Origin of the sequence: Citrobacter sp. MGH106 (assembly GCF_001037495.1) — a bacterium.
Lineage (GTDB): Bacteria > Pseudomonadota > Gammaproteobacteria > Enterobacterales > Enterobacteriaceae > Citrobacter > Citrobacter murliniae.
Map to the genome: position 1 here is coordinate 2,389,943 of NZ_KQ089822.1, position 16,616 is coordinate 2,406,558.

Sequence of the window (16,616 nt, forward strand, 5' to 3'; positions counted from 1 at the left end):
CTCAACAAGCTACAAACTGGTGATCTTCGTTGAGCCTGTATTTCACGCCCGCCCGGATATTGTTTTCCCCCTCAATGGCAACCGCAAAGCGCATTCTTTCGCCGTCATGATAGGCTAACGCCGCGCATCCGCCAGGGCCGAGAATGATCGAATCGACAACACCGGTGCTGGCAATAACAGCATTTTCGCCGCAGGCATTAATATGGATGTTGTCAGCGCAATTTACGATTTTCGACTCTGCGCCAAAACTGGCGATCTGCGTCAAATCGCCGCTACTGGCAATACGACTTCTGTCACCCAGAGAACTGATACGTACACGCATGCCGGTACTTGCGATGCGCGTGCCATCACCGACACTGCTGATACGTGAGGAATTTCCCGCGATTGCTACCCTGGCACGATCCCCGGAGCTACCGATGTGCGCGTTATATCCGACGCTGCCAATACGTGCGCTGTGTCCGGCACTGGCAATCTGCGCGGCATATCCGGCACTGGCGATTTTGACGTTATCGCCCGCACAGCTAAAGTTGGTGCTATCCACGGCACTCGCCAGTTGCCTGCCGTTTTCACCTGCTGTTTGCGCACCGGCAATACTATCCATGGCGCAAATATCCTGCTGAACAAAACTCTCCTCACCCAGCCATTTTGACCAGGCGTACTCCACAAGGCTGTTTGCCCAATCAATATACCCCTCCCGCAGGAGAGCGCGATGCACATCTGCATAGCTCCCCCCCTCAGGAAAAGCGCGTAAAAACCAACGATACATTACGGACCCAACGCGCCAGGCCCGTAAGTCACTGCGAGTAATCATCATCTCTTAATGCCGGTGATAGCCATCGACCATACATTTGAAGGTTTCGCCCGGTGTGCGCCCCGTGGTACAGAGATAAAGATGTCCAAAAATAAAAAACAGACTGACAATCGCCAGGGCAAAGTGTGCCTGTAGCAACCAGTAACGCACGCCAGGGAATACATCGCCCACCACCTGTGGGTAGAGCGATAACAGACCCGATATCAGCAACAGCGGCAACAAGCCATACATCACGCCGACATAAGCAGCCTGTTGTAATGGATTGAATTTTGAACGCGTAGATGCAGGAAACGGGTGTGACTCACCTTGCATAATGCCAAACAGATAAAACCGCGTCTGTCTTAGCGCCCTTCCGACCCAGCCCTGACGTTTGATAATATAATGATGTCCGTTCCCCCCTATCAGGTTGATCAGCACAAAACCAATCCAGCACGCGAGCAGCAAAAAGCCGCAAACTTCATGTACGGTCAGTAAGCTTTTCATCACCGATGCGCTGACCGCAGAGAAATGGTTCACCAGACCGCTGACAAGCAGCAGCAGAAATAACAGCGCATTCGACCAGTGCCACAACCTGACGGCCTTCGAGTATAAATACACCTTTTCGCCATGCCCGGCTGATGCTTTATTGGCTGAACGGAAGCGCAGCATGGCGTGTAGCGCAAGTACCAGCCACATCCCCACCAGCATTAATCCCGCGATCACCAACCAGACAGGCCAGTAGTCCGGCGAAAACATGGGGACATACTGCGCTAGTTGTGCGTGAAACTGCTCAGCATTCTGCGACGCGTTCATACATTTTCCTTCTTAATCAAATGTTGACCGAACCGACGATACAGATGGGGTTTCCCGGCGCCTGAAAGTTGATATTCGTAATACTTGTTTTCCCGTAACCATGTCTGAATTTCCGGACTGTCTTCGCGACCAAAGATCAGCGCATGCTCCGGACAAGAGTTAACACAGATCGGAGGGAAACCTTTCGCCAGACGAGATTCGGCGCAGAAGTCGCATTTATCCGCCACTTTGGTCTGCGGGTTGAGATAACGCACCTGGTACGGACACGCACCAATACAGTAGCTACATCCAATGCAGCGAGAAGCGTCTACACGCACAATCCCATTCTCATCACGCCAGGAAGCCCCGGTCGGACATACCTCAATGCACGGCGCATCGTCACAGTGCTGACAGGACTGGCGGAAGTAGTGATACAGCGTTTCGTTGTCGTTATCCGATACCGGAATATGGGCTATCGATAAACGGCTCCCCTGAGCGGGAACATGATTCGTTTTCCTGCACGCACGAGCGCAAATATTACATCCGTTGCACAATGATTCATCATGGATCATAACGTAACGAACATCTTTGGTTGCCTTGGTACTCGCTAACAGGTTTTGACCTGGGCCGGTGAAAAAAATCACCGTCCCCATGCCAATGACAAATTTTCGTCGGGTGAAGGACATCGGGTTATCCTCTAATACTGTGACAGTGATCGTCCACACATTCCATGACATCAACCTGAAGAATTCAGGGGTTCTGATACTGCTCAACTTCAAGCCATTCGCACAAGCCGTACGCTTTGCCGTAACTCATAAAGCGCTCGCTGAACAGGTAAGGTTCCGCATTCGACGATTCCACAGTGCGTATGTCTGCGTAATCAGGATGCGTTTCCATTGCCGTGAGCGCTGCGGCGACCTGCTGAGGCTCGAAGTGATAAGGTGGCTGTTCCAGCATGGCGACCTTATAAGGGCGAGGATACGTTTTACAGTCAAAACGTACCGCTTCAGCGATCGCGCGGCAGATATCGTTTTCAACCACCTGCACACACATGCTGGCGTAGTTTTCTGCCATGGTTTGCGTCGAGTAGAAATACGTATCTTCAGCCCCCTGCACACTGGCAATATCCGCCCCGGACTCATGCTGACACATCGTGTCCAGAAGCGCCGCCAGGTCGGTTTCTGGAACCGAGTAAGGCGGCAGCAAAAAGAGATTGCGAGCCACCAGTTGACCCGCTGCGGAGTGCTGGCGAATAAAATCCGCCACAATTGACTCCGGGGTAGCGGGCTCCTGGATCTGCGGCGCATTCCTGTGTTCTACAGGCTGATGTAACACATGCAGCCACTGTCTCTTTTGGCTGTCGACCTCGTCAGGAAGCGCACCAGACGCTTCCTCAACAGGCACCAGAACGTTGCTCACGTTAGTCATCTCACGTTCCTTACGCCGGCAGCAGATCCTGCGCAGCCAGATCGGCTGCCACATCTTCAAGACCGAGTCGATTCAGGGTTTCGCGAGTTGGGCATCCCAGTTCCGGATCCCAGCCCATTTCCTGATAGAACATCGTAAGTGACTGGCGCATATCCTCTCTGTCCATCTTGTCCGTCCCTTCTGTGAAGACCGGAATCTTAGGATCTTTATCGAATACCCAGGAGCAGATGAGATCGTGTTCATTGCGCATATCTTTGGTTTGCATCAGTTTTACCGTATAAGCACGATGCAGGGTAAAGATACGCTCCGCAGCTAAATCCAGACTCGCCTGCGTCGTTTCATCACCAGTTACGGCCTGGAAGAACTTCGCCTCCAGATCCAGATCCCCACGATAGTTTCGACTTTTCAGAGGTGAAACCGTCATTGGCCAGACCCAGTTGCACAGCGTCACGGCGTTATGCAAGCAGACCTTAAGCAGCGTCCATTTGGCATATTTGATTTTGGCCGCATTGATGGGGGTGTAGTTTTTGGTTTCGTCGTAGGCATCTTGCGAACCGAACAGTTCGCCCGCCACTTCCCGTTGTAATTTCAGTGGCAAACCAGAACCAATGAAGTTGATATGGGTGTGCGCCATACAGTCGCGGTTAAACATACAGTTGGTAATCGCCCCCACCTGTGCCGAGGCTTCGTTGGCATGGTGAACAGGAAAGCCAAACGGCGACCACAGTTTGTTTTTGGCATATCCCCAGTACTCTTCACCCAAATTCCAGCGTTCAGCAATGGCGTAAGAGCCATCTGCGAGGTGGCTGAGTTCACCGACGCGATGCGCCAGGCGGTAGTAGAAATCTTTAATAAAGTTAGGATCGCCCGCTTCCAGCTGATCCCAGCGGATCTCCGCATACTCTTCAGCCGGGAGTACGCGCTTAAAGACGCCTTTGGAGTAGCAGTACGTAAAGTCGCGATGCAGTTGTCCGTAGTTACACCAAATGCCGTAATCGTCAAACAGGTTCAGGCCAATCAGATTCCCCACCACACGTCCATCGTCTTTATCGTCAAAGTCTTTAGGGCCGTTCGGGAAAATGGTGGTGTGCACAAAGTTCGCCACACAGGTGTTACCGCCGGTACTCGGTACGCCAAAGTCTTTAACTCGCGGGACATTGAGCTGAGACATACAGCGAATTGGGCATGAATGGCACCCGCTCATTTTGACCGTGTATTTTTCAGCCGCAGGGCCGAGATCGAATACGGATTTATAGGTACGGAAGCCAACGGTATTCTGGTTGCCAGGGGGAATTTCACCCGTTTCGATAGGTCCACCTTCCGCTGCGCCCCAGAACAGTCCTTTACGCGCCGTCCAGCGTGAGTTTGGTGAGGAGTATTCTGCCCATGCCTGCGGGGTACTCGGCACAACGTGGTTATTGTTAGCACCAATAAGCTCGGTCATCATATAGTCATTCAGCCGCTTCATCTCTTTGCGATCGGCAATGTTGACCCCTTTTGTCCCTTCGACCGCAATAGCCTTCAGGTTCTTCGACCCCATCACTGCACCAGTTCCGGCACCACCACTATGGTTACGGCTGTTGATCATGCAGGAGAGCGGAACCAGGTTCTCACCAGCCTGGCCGATAGCGGTGACGCAGGTTTCCGGGCTGGTTACGCGACAGATTTCTTCGGTCGTTGCACGCGTGCCCTTGCCCCACAGAAAATCGGCTTTTTCGATGCTCACCTTGTCATCTTTAATATTGATCCAGACAGGTGATGGCGACTTTCCTTCAATAATAATGGCGTCATAGCCGGCAAATTTCATTTGCGCAGCGAAGAATCCGCCCATATGGGCATCAACCACTAAATTACCTTTTGTGAAGGTCGATAAGGAGGTGATATTGACGCGGGAACTACAAGGCGCACCAGAACCAGTTAGTGGTCCGGTGGCAAAAACCAGTTTATTACCTTCATCAAAAGGTTTGGTACCTGGCGGGACCTCGTCGTACATGATTTTATAACCAAAGCCCATCCCACCGACAAATTTTTTAAATTTACTGGAATCTTCAACGGTGATATTACCCGTAGTGAGATTGACCCGTAAAATATTACCCGTCCAACCATTAGCCATCATATATTCCTTTGCAAGAAGGTTCGATAGATATACCCGTCACTTTGCAGGCAGCTTTTTCATTCAAAACTGCGATATTTCTGGCAATTAGTGACGCGTATCAGACATCCCTGCTATCAATCAAACAGTAATATCTTTCCACTCGATAATTTTTAATGCTCCAGTCGGACAAGCATTGGCGCATTCCCCACACAAAACGCATTTTGAGGATTTCTTCGTTTCGGTATTTACGGTTGCCATCATCCATGGGCAAGCCGTGGTACAGGCGCTACAACCAATACAGCGTTTATGATCTACCGCAATACAGCCATCTTCCTGTTTCCAGGTAATTGCGCCAATCGGGCAGACTTTCATACATTGCGGGTCTTTACACTGACGACAGGTGTCGGCGGTATAGTTTAAATCGCCATACAAGCCACCACCGGAGCCTACGCCATCGTCGCCAAAAAAGAAGTTTCGATGAATTTTAATGCGGGAAAAGAAGGTACCCACAGCGCCATCGTTATAATTTGTACAAGAAATTTCGCAGCGGTGGCATCCGGTGCAACGAGCTCGCTGAGTCACCAGCACCCCTTTTGGGGTGTTGATGAGCCCCACAGTGCCGCTATCCACATCTTCCTGTTTACAGCCAAAAAGCGATAGCAGCGCGGGTGCAATGGTTAATCCCGCCAGCCCCTTCCCTGATATGCGCAGAAATTCAAGCCGCGTTAAACCACAATCTAAAAATGGACGATCAACCTGGTTCATTTATTTCGCATCCTCTTCGCAAACGCTGTAGCAGCAACACTTCCAGGCTAATATTAATGAGCGCAGGTCAGGCCATTTCGGGCCACTCATGTTGCCAACAACACGTGATTATTTGCCCTAACCTGATCGCATAAATGACGGCGGTTAAACTGAATGAATCTAATCCTTTAGGGTTAGGCATATGAATAATGTGGTTATTCTCCCCCTATAACTTTGATCGTTATCAATTAAAAAACGGAAGAAAAATAATTAATGTGGAGTGATATTTATTATCATTAAGGAAATTTGAAATAGTATTTTATATGCGCAACAAATATTTGTGACTATGCTTCAAAATACAGTGCAATATACAATTCGATATGTAATTAAATATATAACGACATTGACAACATTAGTGACAAAGCTAAATTATATTAACTGGAAGATTATTGTGATTAAAATAAGAGGGCGGCAGATTATTTCCGCCGCCCTCTTTTCTGCATTAACCCGCCAGTGCTTTAATCACGGTCTCAATGGCCTGTTTCTCTAACTCACTGCGCTTTACACGCTGATTGGCGAGAGTCGTTCTCAGCACCCCAGCAATGACGATATGCTTAGGCTCTTGCCCCAGATCGCGCATTTCCAGCACTACTTTCCCGACTACTCTGCACATCTCACGGTACAGCTCGTCGTCTTTAGTCTGATTTCCCATATTTGCCTGCTCGTCATTGACTCAAACCAACAGCATATATCACTCTGCCCCGTTAGACAAAAATCAATGAAAATCAATGAAATGTCATAAATCTACAGCACCCGTTGCAGTCGGTTAACCAACTCTGCAAGGCTCCCGGCCTGCATTTTTTCCATCACCCTTGCCCGGTGGACCTCAACCGTACGCACGGCGATGTTCATGGCGTCAGCGATTTCCCGGTTCATCAACCCTGTCGCCACCAGCGTCGCCAGTTCACGTTCCTTGGGAGTGAGTTGTTGATAGCAGTTGACGATCTCTTGTCGCGAGCAAGCCGCTGCGGATACCTCCAGTGCGCGCTCCAGCGCGGCCTGCAGCGGTTCGGCTGAAACCGGCTTTTGCAAAAAATCGACCGCTCCGCGCTTCATTTGCTCAACCGCCATTGGTACGTCTCCATGCCCGGTGAGAAACACAACTGCCAGCGTACTTCCGCGTCGCAGCATCTCCTCATGTACACTTTGCCCGTCCAGTACCGGCATACGCATATCCAGCAACAATACGCCAGGTTGATGCAGACAGGCCTGAGCCAGGAAGGTTTCGCCTTGCTCCCAGCATCGAACGTCATATCCCAAACTTTCCAGTAAAAATGCGCAGGCCTGGGTGACGGCAACGTCGTCATCCAGCAAATGAATTATCGCCACAGCGCCCTCCTTCCTGTGTCTGCTTAAAATATAATGTCACCCTGACACCCGCCTGCCCGTCAGGGGCTGTCTGGTTTTTAATCGTAATCTCACCGCCTGCGTAACGAACCAGTCGCTGGCAAATTGCCAGTCCCAGCCCCATACCTTCCTTGCGGGTGGTCATGAAGGGCTGAAAAGCCTGATAGAGCTGGGCTTCATCAATACCTCCGCCGTTATCCTGCACCATGATGCTGATCCCCATATCCTCATCCTGGGCCGTAAACCACACCGTTTTGGCCCCTGCCTGGGCCGCATTCAGCACCAGATTCGCCAACACCTGCTCGAGCAAAACGGACGGTAGTGTCACCATTAACGCATGACTGGCCTTCGTTTGTAGCGTCACTGCCGGGAACTGCTGCGCCATGCGTAATAATTGCCATACATGGTGAATGGCGTCACGCACGTTAATCGACTTCCAGTCATCAGCCATCACCGGGTTTCCCTGCGCCTGGCTGACCCACAAACGAAGATTATGCAATGTGTCTGCTCCCCGTTGCGCCTGGACATCAATCTGTTCAAGTGCGGGCAACAGTGGATGCTGTTGATCTTGTCCGCGCAGGCGAATCAGGCAGCCTTGCGCATAGTGGCGGATGGCCGAGAGAGGTTGATTGATTTCATGGGCAAATCCGGACGTCATCTCTCCAAGGACGCTCATTTGCCGGGCCGTTTCCAGTGCCTGTTCCTGCTTGCGCAACAGCACATTGTTGCGTTCCAGCTCTCGTCCGCGCCTGCGGACCAGCAGCATGACCCAGATATAATTGAGCGTGAGCAACAACAGCATGACAACCACAGCCCCCATTGCCAGCCGGTGTTGAATAAACCAACTTTTGACATCTAACCACAGATGCCGCTGCTGCGGATGCTGCCGAACGTCGCGTAGCAATGCCTCAACTTCACGGGTAGACGCAGGCGCGCCCCAGCGAAAAGTAGCACTTTGCGGCGCGTTAAACAGTACCCGTGTGACGCGATCGGCAAGTTCATCACTCACCACCGGCAGTGCCGCAAATGACCAGTCAGGATAGAGCGGCGTGCTGGATAAGCAGGGAATGGAGGTGGGATAATTGAGCACTGCGATAAAATCCGCTTTATGGATCAACCCTTCTTCGTCCATTTTTTCCAGTAAACAGACGGGTACGATCGCCGCCTGAACGGCTTTTTCGCGTAATAAATACAATAAGGCATCTGCGGGAAATCCAGTGAATCTCAGACGCAGATCGCGCTCAGGGCGCAGCCCGACATCGCTGAGCGCCTTAAACCCCAGTAAATAACCACCAAACGCCTGAGCATCAATCGCGCCGACTGTTTTACCTATCAGATCGTGTGGGGAAGTTATCCCGCTGTCACGTCTGACGAGGATCGCACTGCCTATCACATTACTCGTCGCTTTCCCGCCGCGTGTGGAACGTAAAGAGGCCAGCCAGCGTAGCGCAGAGCGGCTGTTTAGCTGCACGAATTGCGCCGGATTGGTCACCACAAATTGTACGTCTCCCCGATTGACTGCATCCTGCATTTGATGCAAATCCAGAGGTTGAATATGAAAGCGCTCACCGGGGATTTGCTGATTCAACAGGGTTTCAAGCGGTTGCCAGTGGTTTCGTGTAGATACTTCACCACGCATCGCCAAAATGCCAATGTTCCATGTATCTGCCCAGGTTACACTGCTAAATATCCATACGGATACCAACAACGCCAGGCGTCGTACGACTTTACATCCCACGCAATTATCCCTGTCAATTATGTTGTTTTAGATCAACAACAAGCCGGGTATGTGGTTAACCACAATAGTGCTTCCCCCGCCGCGATTTTTACACTGTAAATCATCAACATTCTTTATTCATCATACGCAAACCAACGGCGTGACCAATGTTTCGTTGTTGCATCGTGACGGGAGAAAATATGGACAGCAGTAAACGGCAGTTTCTCCAGCAACTGGGTGTCCTGACCGCTGGCGCATCACTGGTTCCCCTGGCTCAGGCACAATTCCCTTTCTCACCTGAACGGCATGAAGGCTCTCTTCAGCACCGCTACGGCATGCTGATTGACCTGCGGCGGTGTATCGGCTGTCAGGCCTGCACCGTCAGTTGTGCTATTGAAAACCAGACACCTCAGGGGGAGTTTCGTACCCACGTTAACCAGTATCAGGTGCAGCTTGAAGGCCAGCAAAGCGTAACCAACGTCCTGCTGCCGCGCCTGTGTAACCATTGTGATAATCCACCCTGCGTTCCCGTTTGTCCGGTGCAGGCCACCTTCCAACGTGAAGATGGCATTGTGGTGGTCGACAACACGCGCTGTGTAGGCTGCGCCTACTGCGTACAGGCGTGTCCTTACGATGCACGCTTTATAAACCATGAAACCCAAACCGCCGATAAGTGCACCTTTTGCGTTCACCGACTGGAAGCCGGATTGCTCCCTGCCTGCGTGGAGTCCTGCGTTGGTGGTGCGCGAATCATTGGCGATCTAAAAGATCCACACAGTCGGATTTCGCAGATGCTGCACGATCATCATGACGCCATCAAAGTCCTGAAACCCGAAAGCGGCACTTCGCCCCACGTGTTCTATCTCGGACTGGATGAAGCCTTTGTTACCCCGTTGATGGGACGTGCTCAACCCGCTCTCTGGCAGGAGGTTTAAATGACCCACTCATTGGTTATTGAAGAGGTTCTGGCGCATCCACAGGACGTAAGCTGGCTACCGTGGGCTGTACAATACTTCTTTTTTATCGGTATTGCCGCCTGCGCCGCGCTCTTCGCCTGCGTTCTCTACTGGCGAAAAAAAGAGCAGCCGGAGTTAGAAAACCTCACTCTGCTTATCGCATTGACCTGTGCGATCACCGCCCCACTGGCGCTTACAGCGGATTTACACCAAACCGCCCGCGTCTGGCATTTCTACGCTTACCCAACGCCGTGGTCATGGATGCCCTGGGGGGCGCTATTTTTACCACTGTTCACCGGGTTTCTTGGGCTATGGTTTCTGGCACAACACATCAAACAGTTTACGCTCAAAAGTTACAGTGTCACCAAATGGTTAACCATCGGCAGCGCGCTTTCTGCAATCGGGTTGTTGGTGTACACCGGTCGTGAAGTATCGGTGGTTCAGGCGCGCCCCATCTGGTTCAGTTATGCCTTCCCGGTCGCGATGTTCCTGAGTGCGCTACAGACCTTCTTAGCTCTGCTGATCGCCGCATCGAAAAGTGAAGGCACATTGCAGCGCAAGCTGGCATGGGGACAAAGCGCGGCGTTAATCGCGCTGGCGATGGTGATGGTTATCTGGGTAAGCGGCAATACGCTTTCAGGTTCGGCTATCCGCTACTGGCTGGATATTGCGTCTTCAGCACGCCATTACGCCATCGGCTGGGTGGTGCTGTGGGTTGTTTCTCTGTGCTTTTGTGGATTGGTGTTGCGTCATCCTTTGTCACTTCCGCTGCGCGTTTTGCTGGCTTTAAGTGCAATGGCGCTGTGCTGGCTGATGCGCTGGACACTCCTGATTCAGGTCCAAACCATACCCAAGTTTAACGCGCAGTTTAACCCATACTCCCTGCCTGCCGGCACGGATGGCTGGCTTGCCATACTCGGCACCTTTGGCCTGTGGATAGCACTTATCATTATTGTTCGTGAAGTCCTGAATGCGATCGCAAGGAGAATGCAACATGGCTAATTTAACCCGTCGTCAGTGGCTTAAAGTCGGTCTCACCGTTGGAGGGATGGTAACCTTTGGGCTGAGTTACCGGGACGTGGCAAAACGTGCAATTGACGGTTTACTTGATGGATCTTCAGGAAAAATCACCCGCGATCGAATCATTGGCAACGCATTAATCCCCGAAGCCAACGCCCGGTCACGCTGGCAGCAGAATCCGCAACAGGTGATCTCAATGACGCAATGCTTCGGTTGCTGGACTCAATGCGGTGTACGCGTTCGCGTCGACAGCGAAAAAGGGAAAGTGTTGCGTATTGCGGGCAACCCGTATCATCCGTTATCTCACGAACACCACATTGATTCTTCTGTACCCTTTGCCACCGCTATGGAACAACTGGCGGGTGAAAGCGGTCTTGACGCACGTTCAACCGCCTGCGCTCGTGGCGCAACTTTACTTGAAGGCCTGTACAGTCCACTTCGCATTCTGGAGCCGATGAAGCGCGTTGGTAAGCGTGGCGAGGGTAAATGGCAGCGCATTAGCTTCGAACAGTTGATCAAAGAGGTCGTGGAAGGTGGCGATCTGTTTGGTGAGGGCCATGTTGACGGTCTACGGGCAATACACGATCCCAATACACCAATTGATGCCAGTCATCCCGGCTTTGGTCCGAAATCAAATCAGTTACTGGTCACCAATACCAGCGATGAGGGGCGCGATACGTTTTTACGTCGCTTTGCCCTTAACAGTTTCGGCAGTAAAAACTTCGGCGCACACGGCGCTTACTGTGGGCTGGCATATCGGGCTGGATCTGGCGCGTTAATGGGCGATCTGGATAAGAATACCCACGTCAAACCTGACTGGGACAATGTCGAATTCGCGCTGTTTATGGGCACCTCTCCGGCACAGTCCGGCAACCCGTTTAAGCGCCAGGCCCGGCAGCTTGCCAGCGCCCGTTTACGCAACGATTTTCAGTATGTCGTGGTTGCGCCCGCCCTACCGTTAACCACGGTGTTGGCTGATGATCGTGGACACTGGCAACCCGTGCGTCCAGGAAGCGACTCCGCGCTGGCGATGGGGATGATCCGCTGGATAATCGACAACCAGCGCTACAACGCCGATTACCTCACCATTCCCGGTGTACAGGCGATGCAACAGGCCGGGGAAAAAAGCTGGACCAATGCCACGCATCTGGTGATCACCGATGAAATCCCAACGCTTGCCGGACAGCATTTAACCCTTGCGCATTTACACACAGGCGCGACCAGTGAACCGGTGGTTGTTAACGAGGCTGGAGAGTGTGTAGCCGCCAGCGACTGCCAACGCGCACAACTGTTTGTGACACGCCAGGTTACGCTGACTGATGGACAAACGGTAACGGTAAAAAGCGGGTTCCAGTGTCTGAAAGAGTCCGCCGAAAAACTCTCGATGGCGCAATACAGCCAGCAGTGCGGCGTGGCGGAAGCGAAAATAAGCGTCCTGGCCGACGCATTCACCCGTCACGGGCGTAAAGCCGCAGTGATCACCCACGGCGGGATGATGGCAGGCAACGGATTTTATAATGCCTGGGCGGTGATGATGCTAAATGCGCTGATTGGCAACCTCAGCCTGGAAGGCGGCGTGTTTGTTGGTGGAGGCAAATTCAATGGTGCGACCGATGGTCCTCGCTACAATATGGACAGTTTCGCCGGAAAGGTGAAGCCAAAAGGGCTAAGCATCGCACGCAGTAAAACCGCCTATGAATCCTCTGAAGAGTACCGTAATAAAGTCGCCGCCGGGCAATCGCCCTTCCCGGCCAAAGCCCCATGGTATCCGTTTGTTGCAGGTCAGTTGACCGAATTACTCGCCTCGGCGCTTGAAGGTTACCCTTACCCGCTGAAAGCGTGGATCTCCAACATGACCAACCCGTTCTACGGTGTGGCAGGGTTGCGCGGCGTAGCGGAAGAAAAACTCAAAGATCCTGCTCGTCTGCCGCTGTTTATCGCAATTGACGCCTTCATGAACGAAACAACCGCACTGGCGGATTACATCGTACCGGATACGCACAACTTCGAAAGCTGGGGATTCAGCGCACCGTGGGCTGGCGTTGCCAGCAAAGCCACAACCGCGCGCTGGCCGGTAGTTGCACCAGCGACCAGTAAAACCGAGGACGGTCAACCAGCGTCGATGGAGTCTTTCTGCATTGCAGTAGCCAAACGCATCGGGCTGCCGGGCTTTGGTGACAACGCGATCACCGATCCGCAAGGTAACCACTACCCACTTAACCGCGCAGAAGATTACTACCTCAGGGTCGCCGCAAACATTGCGTTTATGGGAAAAGCGCCTGTCGCTGAAGCCACACCTGACGATATCTCGCTAACTGGCGTGACGCGGATCCTCCCTGTAATAACGCAAACGCTGAAAGCCGATGAAATAAGCCGTGTCGCGTTTGTCTATTCGCGCGGTGGTCGCTTTGCTCCGGACAAGAGTGGTCGGGTGGAAAACCGCGTCGGTAATGCGTGGGAGAAACCACTGCAAATCTGGAATGCGGACGTTGCCGCGCACCGTCATGCGATTACCGGTGAACGCTATAGCGGATGTCCGGCCTGGTATCCTGCGCGCCTCAGTGACGGTCGTTCCATTGATGAATTATTCCCTGAACGGGAGTGGCCGCTGAAGCTGATTTCATTTAAATCCAATACCATGTCCAGCGCGTCGGCGGTGATCCCTCGCCTGCATCATCTTAAACCGGTGAATCTGGTAGCGCTAAATCCGGTAGATGGTCGGCGTTTTGGGGTGTCCCATGGCGATGTAGTTCGTATTACGACCCCTGGCGGTCAGGCACAGGCGCAGATCAGTCTGCTCAATGGCGTAATGCCTGGAGTGATCGCGATTGAGCATGGTTACGGACACAGAGAAATGGGCGCGGCGCAGCATACGCTTGATGGCGAGCTGATGGCGTCTGACACCCAGATAAAATCAGGAATCAATATTAACGATCTCGGCTTTGCCGATCCGACACGTCAGGTCGCCAATACCTGGCTGGACTGGGTTTCTGGCGCCTCGGTACGTCAGGGGCTTCCGGCGAAAATCGAACGGGTGTGATCCGTGTGCCGGATGGTGGCTAAACCATCCGGCACAGTCTGGATTAGTTATTTACCGGGATCACCGCACCTTTATATTTGGTGCGGATCCAGTCCTGGATCTCTTTAGAATGCAGCGCATCAACCAGTGCCACGATATCCTTCTTCTTCTCATCGCCACGATGTACGGTAATAATGTTGGCATACGGGTTATTTTCACCGCTTTCAACGGCAATCGGATCTTTAACCGGATCCAGACCGGCGTCGATGGCGTAGTTAGCGTTAATAACGACCGCGTCGCCCTCGTCATTGTTATACATCTGCGGTAACAGTGCCGCTTCCACGTTAGGCAGGAACTTCAGCTTTTTCGGATTATCAACAATGTCGCTGATGCGTGCAGTGACTTTATCCACCCCGGGCTTAAGTTTAATCACGCCCTCTTTTTCGAAAATCGACAGAATACGACCTTCTTCAGAAACTGCGTCACGCATGATGACCTTGCCACCTTCCGGCAGGTCCTTGAGCGATTTCACCTTTTTGGAGTAAATACCGATTGGCTCAATGTGAATCGCTCCGGCGCTGACGAAATCATAAGTTTTATCGCCTGCATGATCCTTCAATACACTATTCAGATACGGAATATGCTGGAAGTAGTTAGCATCAATCTCACGGCCTGCAAGCGCGGTGTTCGGCAAAATGTAATCCTGGAACGGTTTAATCTCCAGTTCGATCCCCTGCTTCGCCAGAATAGGCTTCGCCTGCTCAAGAATTTCAGCATGCGGCACGTTAGACGCGCCAACGGTCAGGGTATCTGCCCACGAGGCAAAGCTCAGGGCGCTAAGGGTTGCTGCAGCGAGTAATGTCAGTGATTTTTTCATGATTATGGTTTCCGTATTTTATTAGCGTTTATCTAACAGAGAGGTGATCACATCGCCGCAAAGCTGGATAATGAAGACGATGACAAGTATGGTCACCGTCGCCACCAGCGTGACGTCGCTGTGGTTGCGCTGGAATCCTTCCAGATAAGCCAAATTCCCTAAACCACCTGCACCAATCACACCAGCCATCGCGCTGTAACTAACCAACGCAATCAGCGTCACGGTGATCCCGGACACCAGAGCCGGTGATGATTCAGGCAGTAAAACCCGAAAAATAAGCGTACTCAGACGCGCGCCCATCGAGCGGGTCGCTTCAATGACACCCTTGTCCACTTCACGTAGAGCGATTTCGACCAGGCGTGCATAAAACGGCGCAGCGCCAACAATTAGTGCAGGTAACGCGGCATTGGCCCCGAGAATGGTGCCAACCATCGCTTTGGTAAACGGGATCAACAGCACGATCAGAATGATGAACGGGATCGAGCGGAAGATGTTCACCACCAGTGAAATGGCGCTGTACAACGCACGGTTCGGGAATAGACCTCCACGAGCCGTCAGAAATAGCGCCAGTCCAAGCGCAATCCCCAGCACAAATGTCGCCACGCCGGACAGCGCGGTCATGTAGAGCGTTTCCTGGGTCGCGGCAAACAGTTGGTCCCATTTCAGATGGGGAAACAGATTTTCAACCATGTTGAATTACCTCCGCGTCGATGTCGCTGTGGCGCAGATCGGCCAGAATATTGCTGAGCTGTTCTTCGGTGGCCACAACGTGCACCCATAGCTGACCAAATGTGCCGTGGGCGGTTTGCGTCATCTTGCCGTGCAAAATGTTAAATGGCAGGCCGTAACGCAGAGTCAGTTCCCCAACAACAGGCCGGTGTGTGCGGTTTCCGGTAAAGGTTAATTTGATTACTACCCCGCCAAGTTCGCTTGCCAGCTGTGGGTTAAACTCATCCTCCTCAGCATACTGACTTACCTGACGGACAAACTGGCGTGTAATCGGCTGCTGCGGATGGGTGAAGACGCTAAGTACATCGCCCTCTTCAACAACTCTGCCGTTCTCCATCACTGCCACGCGATCGCAGATTTTGCGCACCACATGCATTTCATGAGTAATCAGCACAATCGTTAATTTGAAGCGGCGGTTAATATCGAGCAGTAGATCTAAAATCTGATCGGTGGTTTGCGGATCCAGCGCCGATGTGGCTTCGTCACACAGCAGCACGTCCGGATTGTTCGCAAGCGCCCGTGCAATCCCAACGCGCTGCTTTTGACCACCGCTGAGCTGCGACGGATAAGCATTTTCACGGCCACTCAGCCCAACCAGCGTAATCAGTTCGGCAACCCGTGCTTTAATTTTCGCTTTCGGAGCGCCGGCAATTTGCATCGAGAACGCAATGTTTTCGAAAACGGTTCGCGACCACAGTAAATTGAAATGCTGAAAAACCATGCTGATCTTCAGTCGCGCCTGACGCAGAGATTCTCCGCTTGCTGCTGAGATGTCATGACCATTAATAATCACACTGCCGGATGTCGGTTTTTCGAGTCCATTAAGCAGGCGTATCAGGGTGCTCTTACCGGCACCACTGTAGCCAATAATTCCGTAAATCTGTCCCTGTTCAACCGTCAGATTGACGTCATCGACAGCGGTTATGGAAAGCCTGCCTGGCGTAAACACTTTTGAAATATTTTTCAGGACAATCATGTCGTTTGGTATCCGCTGCTGCTTATCGTTATCCTGCTAGTGCCTTTAGCTGTTTAGCAGTATGGA

Annotated in this window: 15 protein-coding genes; 3 read left to right on the forward strand and 12 right to left on the reverse strand. The window is 52.2% G+C overall.

Going from position 1 to position 16,616, the window contains the following annotated elements; translation table 11 throughout:
- Position 1 precedes the first annotated feature (1 nt).
- The 9 genes from ydhT to ttrS form a co-directional block, all read right to left on the reverse strand.
- A complete protein-coding gene (ydhT, locus tag SK36_RS11275) occupies positions 2 to 814 on the reverse strand; it encodes a protein YdhT (protein WP_048221563.1) in 813 nt (270 codons plus the stop codon).
- Positions 815 to 817: 3 nt separating this feature from the next.
- Positions 818 to 1,603 carry a thiosulfate reductase cytochrome B subunit gene (gene phsC / locus SK36_RS11280; protein WP_045442284.1) on the reverse strand — a complete coding sequence of 262 codons (786 nt, stop codon included), beginning with the start codon at positions 1,601 to 1,603 and terminating at the stop codon, positions 818 to 820.
- Complete coding sequence (locus SK36_RS11285) at positions 1,600 to 2,268, reverse strand: 4Fe-4S dicluster domain-containing protein (RefSeq protein ID WP_045442282.1); 669 nt, start codon at positions 2,266 to 2,268, stop codon at positions 1,600 to 1,602. The genes phsC and SK36_RS11285 overlap by 4 nt, the downstream gene beginning before the upstream one ends.
- A 64-nt stretch (positions 2,269 to 2,332) precedes the next feature.
- Entirely contained in the window at positions 2,333 to 3,010 is a 678-nt protein-coding gene (locus SK36_RS11290; protein ID WP_048221564.1) for a YdhW family putative oxidoreductase system protein, read from the reverse strand.
- A gap of 10 nt (positions 3,011 to 3,020) precedes the next feature.
- Positions 3,021 to 5,123 (reverse strand): aldehyde ferredoxin oxidoreductase, encoded by a 2,103-nt coding sequence (locus SK36_RS11295; protein WP_048221565.1) that lies wholly within the window; start codon positions 5,121 to 5,123, stop codon positions 3,021 to 3,023.
- Positions 5,124 to 5,243: 120 nt separating this feature from the next.
- Positions 5,244 to 5,870 carry a ferredoxin-like protein gene (locus tag SK36_RS11300; RefSeq protein ID WP_003029338.1) on the reverse strand — a complete coding sequence of 209 codons (627 nt, stop codon included), beginning with the start codon at positions 5,868 to 5,870 and terminating at the stop codon, positions 5,244 to 5,246.
- A gap of 481 nt (positions 5,871 to 6,351) precedes the next feature.
- Positions 6,352 to 6,561 (reverse strand): fumarate hydratase FumD, encoded by a 210-nt coding sequence (fumD, locus tag SK36_RS11305; protein WP_003029345.1) that lies wholly within the window; start codon positions 6,559 to 6,561, stop codon positions 6,352 to 6,354.
- A 92-nt stretch (positions 6,562 to 6,653) separates the two neighbouring features.
- Positions 6,654 to 7,238, reverse strand: a complete 585-nt coding sequence (gene ttrR, locus SK36_RS11310) for a tetrathionate respiration response regulator TtrR (RefSeq protein ID WP_048221566.1) — start codon at positions 7,236 to 7,238, stop codon at positions 6,654 to 6,656.
- Positions 7,213 to 8,994, reverse strand: coding sequence for a tetrathionate respiration histidine kinase TtrS (gene ttrS, locus SK36_RS11315; RefSeq protein ID WP_048221567.1), 1,782 nt, complete (start codon positions 8,992 to 8,994; stop codon positions 7,213 to 7,215). The genes ttrR and ttrS overlap by 26 nt, the downstream gene beginning before the upstream one ends.
- A gap of 179 nt (positions 8,995 to 9,173) precedes the next feature.
- On the opposite strand from ttrS, the gene ttrB reads away from it, so the two are divergent.
- Genes ttrB through ttrA form a run of 3 tightly spaced genes read left to right on the forward strand, consistent with a single transcriptional unit; the run spans position 9,174 to position 13,989 of the window.
- Positions 9,174 to 9,908 carry a tetrathionate reductase subunit TtrB gene (gene ttrB, locus SK36_RS11320; RefSeq protein WP_048221568.1) on the forward strand — a complete coding sequence of 245 codons (735 nt, stop codon included), beginning with the start codon at positions 9,174 to 9,176 and terminating at the stop codon, positions 9,906 to 9,908.
- Positions 9,909 to 10,931, forward strand: a complete 1,023-nt coding sequence (ttrC, locus tag SK36_RS11325; protein ID WP_048221569.1) for a tetrathionate reductase subunit TtrC — start codon at positions 9,909 to 9,911, stop codon at positions 10,929 to 10,931.
- A complete protein-coding gene (gene ttrA, locus SK36_RS11330; RefSeq protein ID WP_048221570.1) occupies positions 10,924 to 13,989 on the forward strand; it encodes a tetrathionate reductase subunit TtrA in 3,066 nt (1,021 codons plus the stop codon). The genes ttrC and ttrA overlap by 8 nt, the downstream gene beginning before the upstream one ends.
- A gap of 43 nt (positions 13,990 to 14,032) precedes the next feature.
- On the opposite strand, the gene SK36_RS11335 is transcribed toward ttrA, so the two are convergent.
- From SK36_RS11335 to SK36_RS11345, 3 genes are read right to left on the reverse strand one after another with little or no spacing between them, the layout of a single operon-like run.
- Positions 14,033 to 14,845, reverse strand: coding sequence for a MetQ/NlpA family ABC transporter substrate-binding protein (locus SK36_RS11335; RefSeq protein ID WP_045442239.1), 813 nt, complete (start codon positions 14,843 to 14,845; stop codon positions 14,033 to 14,035).
- Between the two features lie 21 nt (positions 14,846 to 14,866).
- The gene (locus tag SK36_RS11340; RefSeq protein ID WP_048221571.1) at positions 14,867 to 15,535 is read right to left on the reverse strand and encodes a methionine ABC transporter permease; all 669 of its coding nucleotides are present in this window, start codon (positions 15,533 to 15,535) and stop codon (positions 14,867 to 14,869) included.
- The gene (locus SK36_RS11345) at positions 15,528 to 16,550 is read right to left on the reverse strand and encodes a methionine ABC transporter ATP-binding protein (protein ID WP_045442234.1); all 1,023 of its coding nucleotides are present in this window, start codon (positions 16,548 to 16,550) and stop codon (positions 15,528 to 15,530) included. The genes SK36_RS11340 and SK36_RS11345 overlap by 8 nt, the downstream gene beginning before the upstream one ends.
- Positions 16,551 to 16,616: the final 66 nt, after the last annotated feature.

Excerpts from the sequence above, each read along its gene's own strand:
- ydhT (WP_048221563.1), bottom strand. The coding sequence starts at position 814 with ATGATGATTACTCGCAGTGACTTACGGGCCTGGCGCGTTGGGTCCGTA.
- phsC (WP_045442284.1), bottom strand. The coding sequence starts at position 1,603 with ATGAACGCGTCGCAGAATGCTGAGCAGTTTCACGCACAACTAGCGCAG.
- SK36_RS11285 (WP_045442282.1), bottom strand. The coding sequence starts at position 2,268 with ATGTCCTTCACCCGACGAAAATTTGTCATTGGCATGGGGACGGTGATT.
- SK36_RS11290 (WP_048221564.1), bottom strand. The coding sequence starts at position 3,010 with ATGACTAACGTGAGCAACGTTCTGGTGCCTGTTGAGGAAGCGTCTGGT.
- SK36_RS11295 (WP_048221565.1), bottom strand. The coding sequence starts at position 5,123 with ATGGCTAATGGTTGGACGGGTAATATTTTACGGGTCAATCTCACTACG.
- SK36_RS11300 (WP_003029338.1), bottom strand. The coding sequence starts at position 5,870 with ATGAACCAGGTTGATCGTCCATTTTTAGATTGTGGTTTAACGCGGCTT.
- fumD (WP_003029345.1), bottom strand. The coding sequence starts at position 6,561 with ATGGGAAATCAGACTAAAGACGACGAGCTGTACCGTGAGATGTGCAGA.
- ttrB (WP_048221568.1), top strand. The coding sequence starts at position 9,174 with ATGGACAGCAGTAAACGGCAGTTTCTCCAGCAACTGGGTGTCCTGACC.
- ttrC (WP_048221569.1), top strand. The coding sequence starts at position 9,909 with ATGACCCACTCATTGGTTATTGAAGAGGTTCTGGCGCATCCACAGGAC.
- ttrA (WP_048221570.1), top strand. The coding sequence starts at position 10,924 with ATGGCTAATTTAACCCGTCGTCAGTGGCTTAAAGTCGGTCTCACCGTT.
- SK36_RS11335 (WP_045442239.1), bottom strand. The coding sequence starts at position 14,845 with ATGAAAAAATCACTGACATTACTCGCTGCAGCAACCCTTAGCGCCCTG.
- SK36_RS11340 (WP_048221571.1), bottom strand. The coding sequence starts at position 15,535 with ATGGTTGAAAATCTGTTTCCCCATCTGAAATGGGACCAACTGTTTGCC.
- SK36_RS11345 (WP_045442234.1), bottom strand. The coding sequence starts at position 16,550 with ATGATTGTCCTGAAAAATATTTCAAAAGTGTTTACGCCAGGCAGGCTT.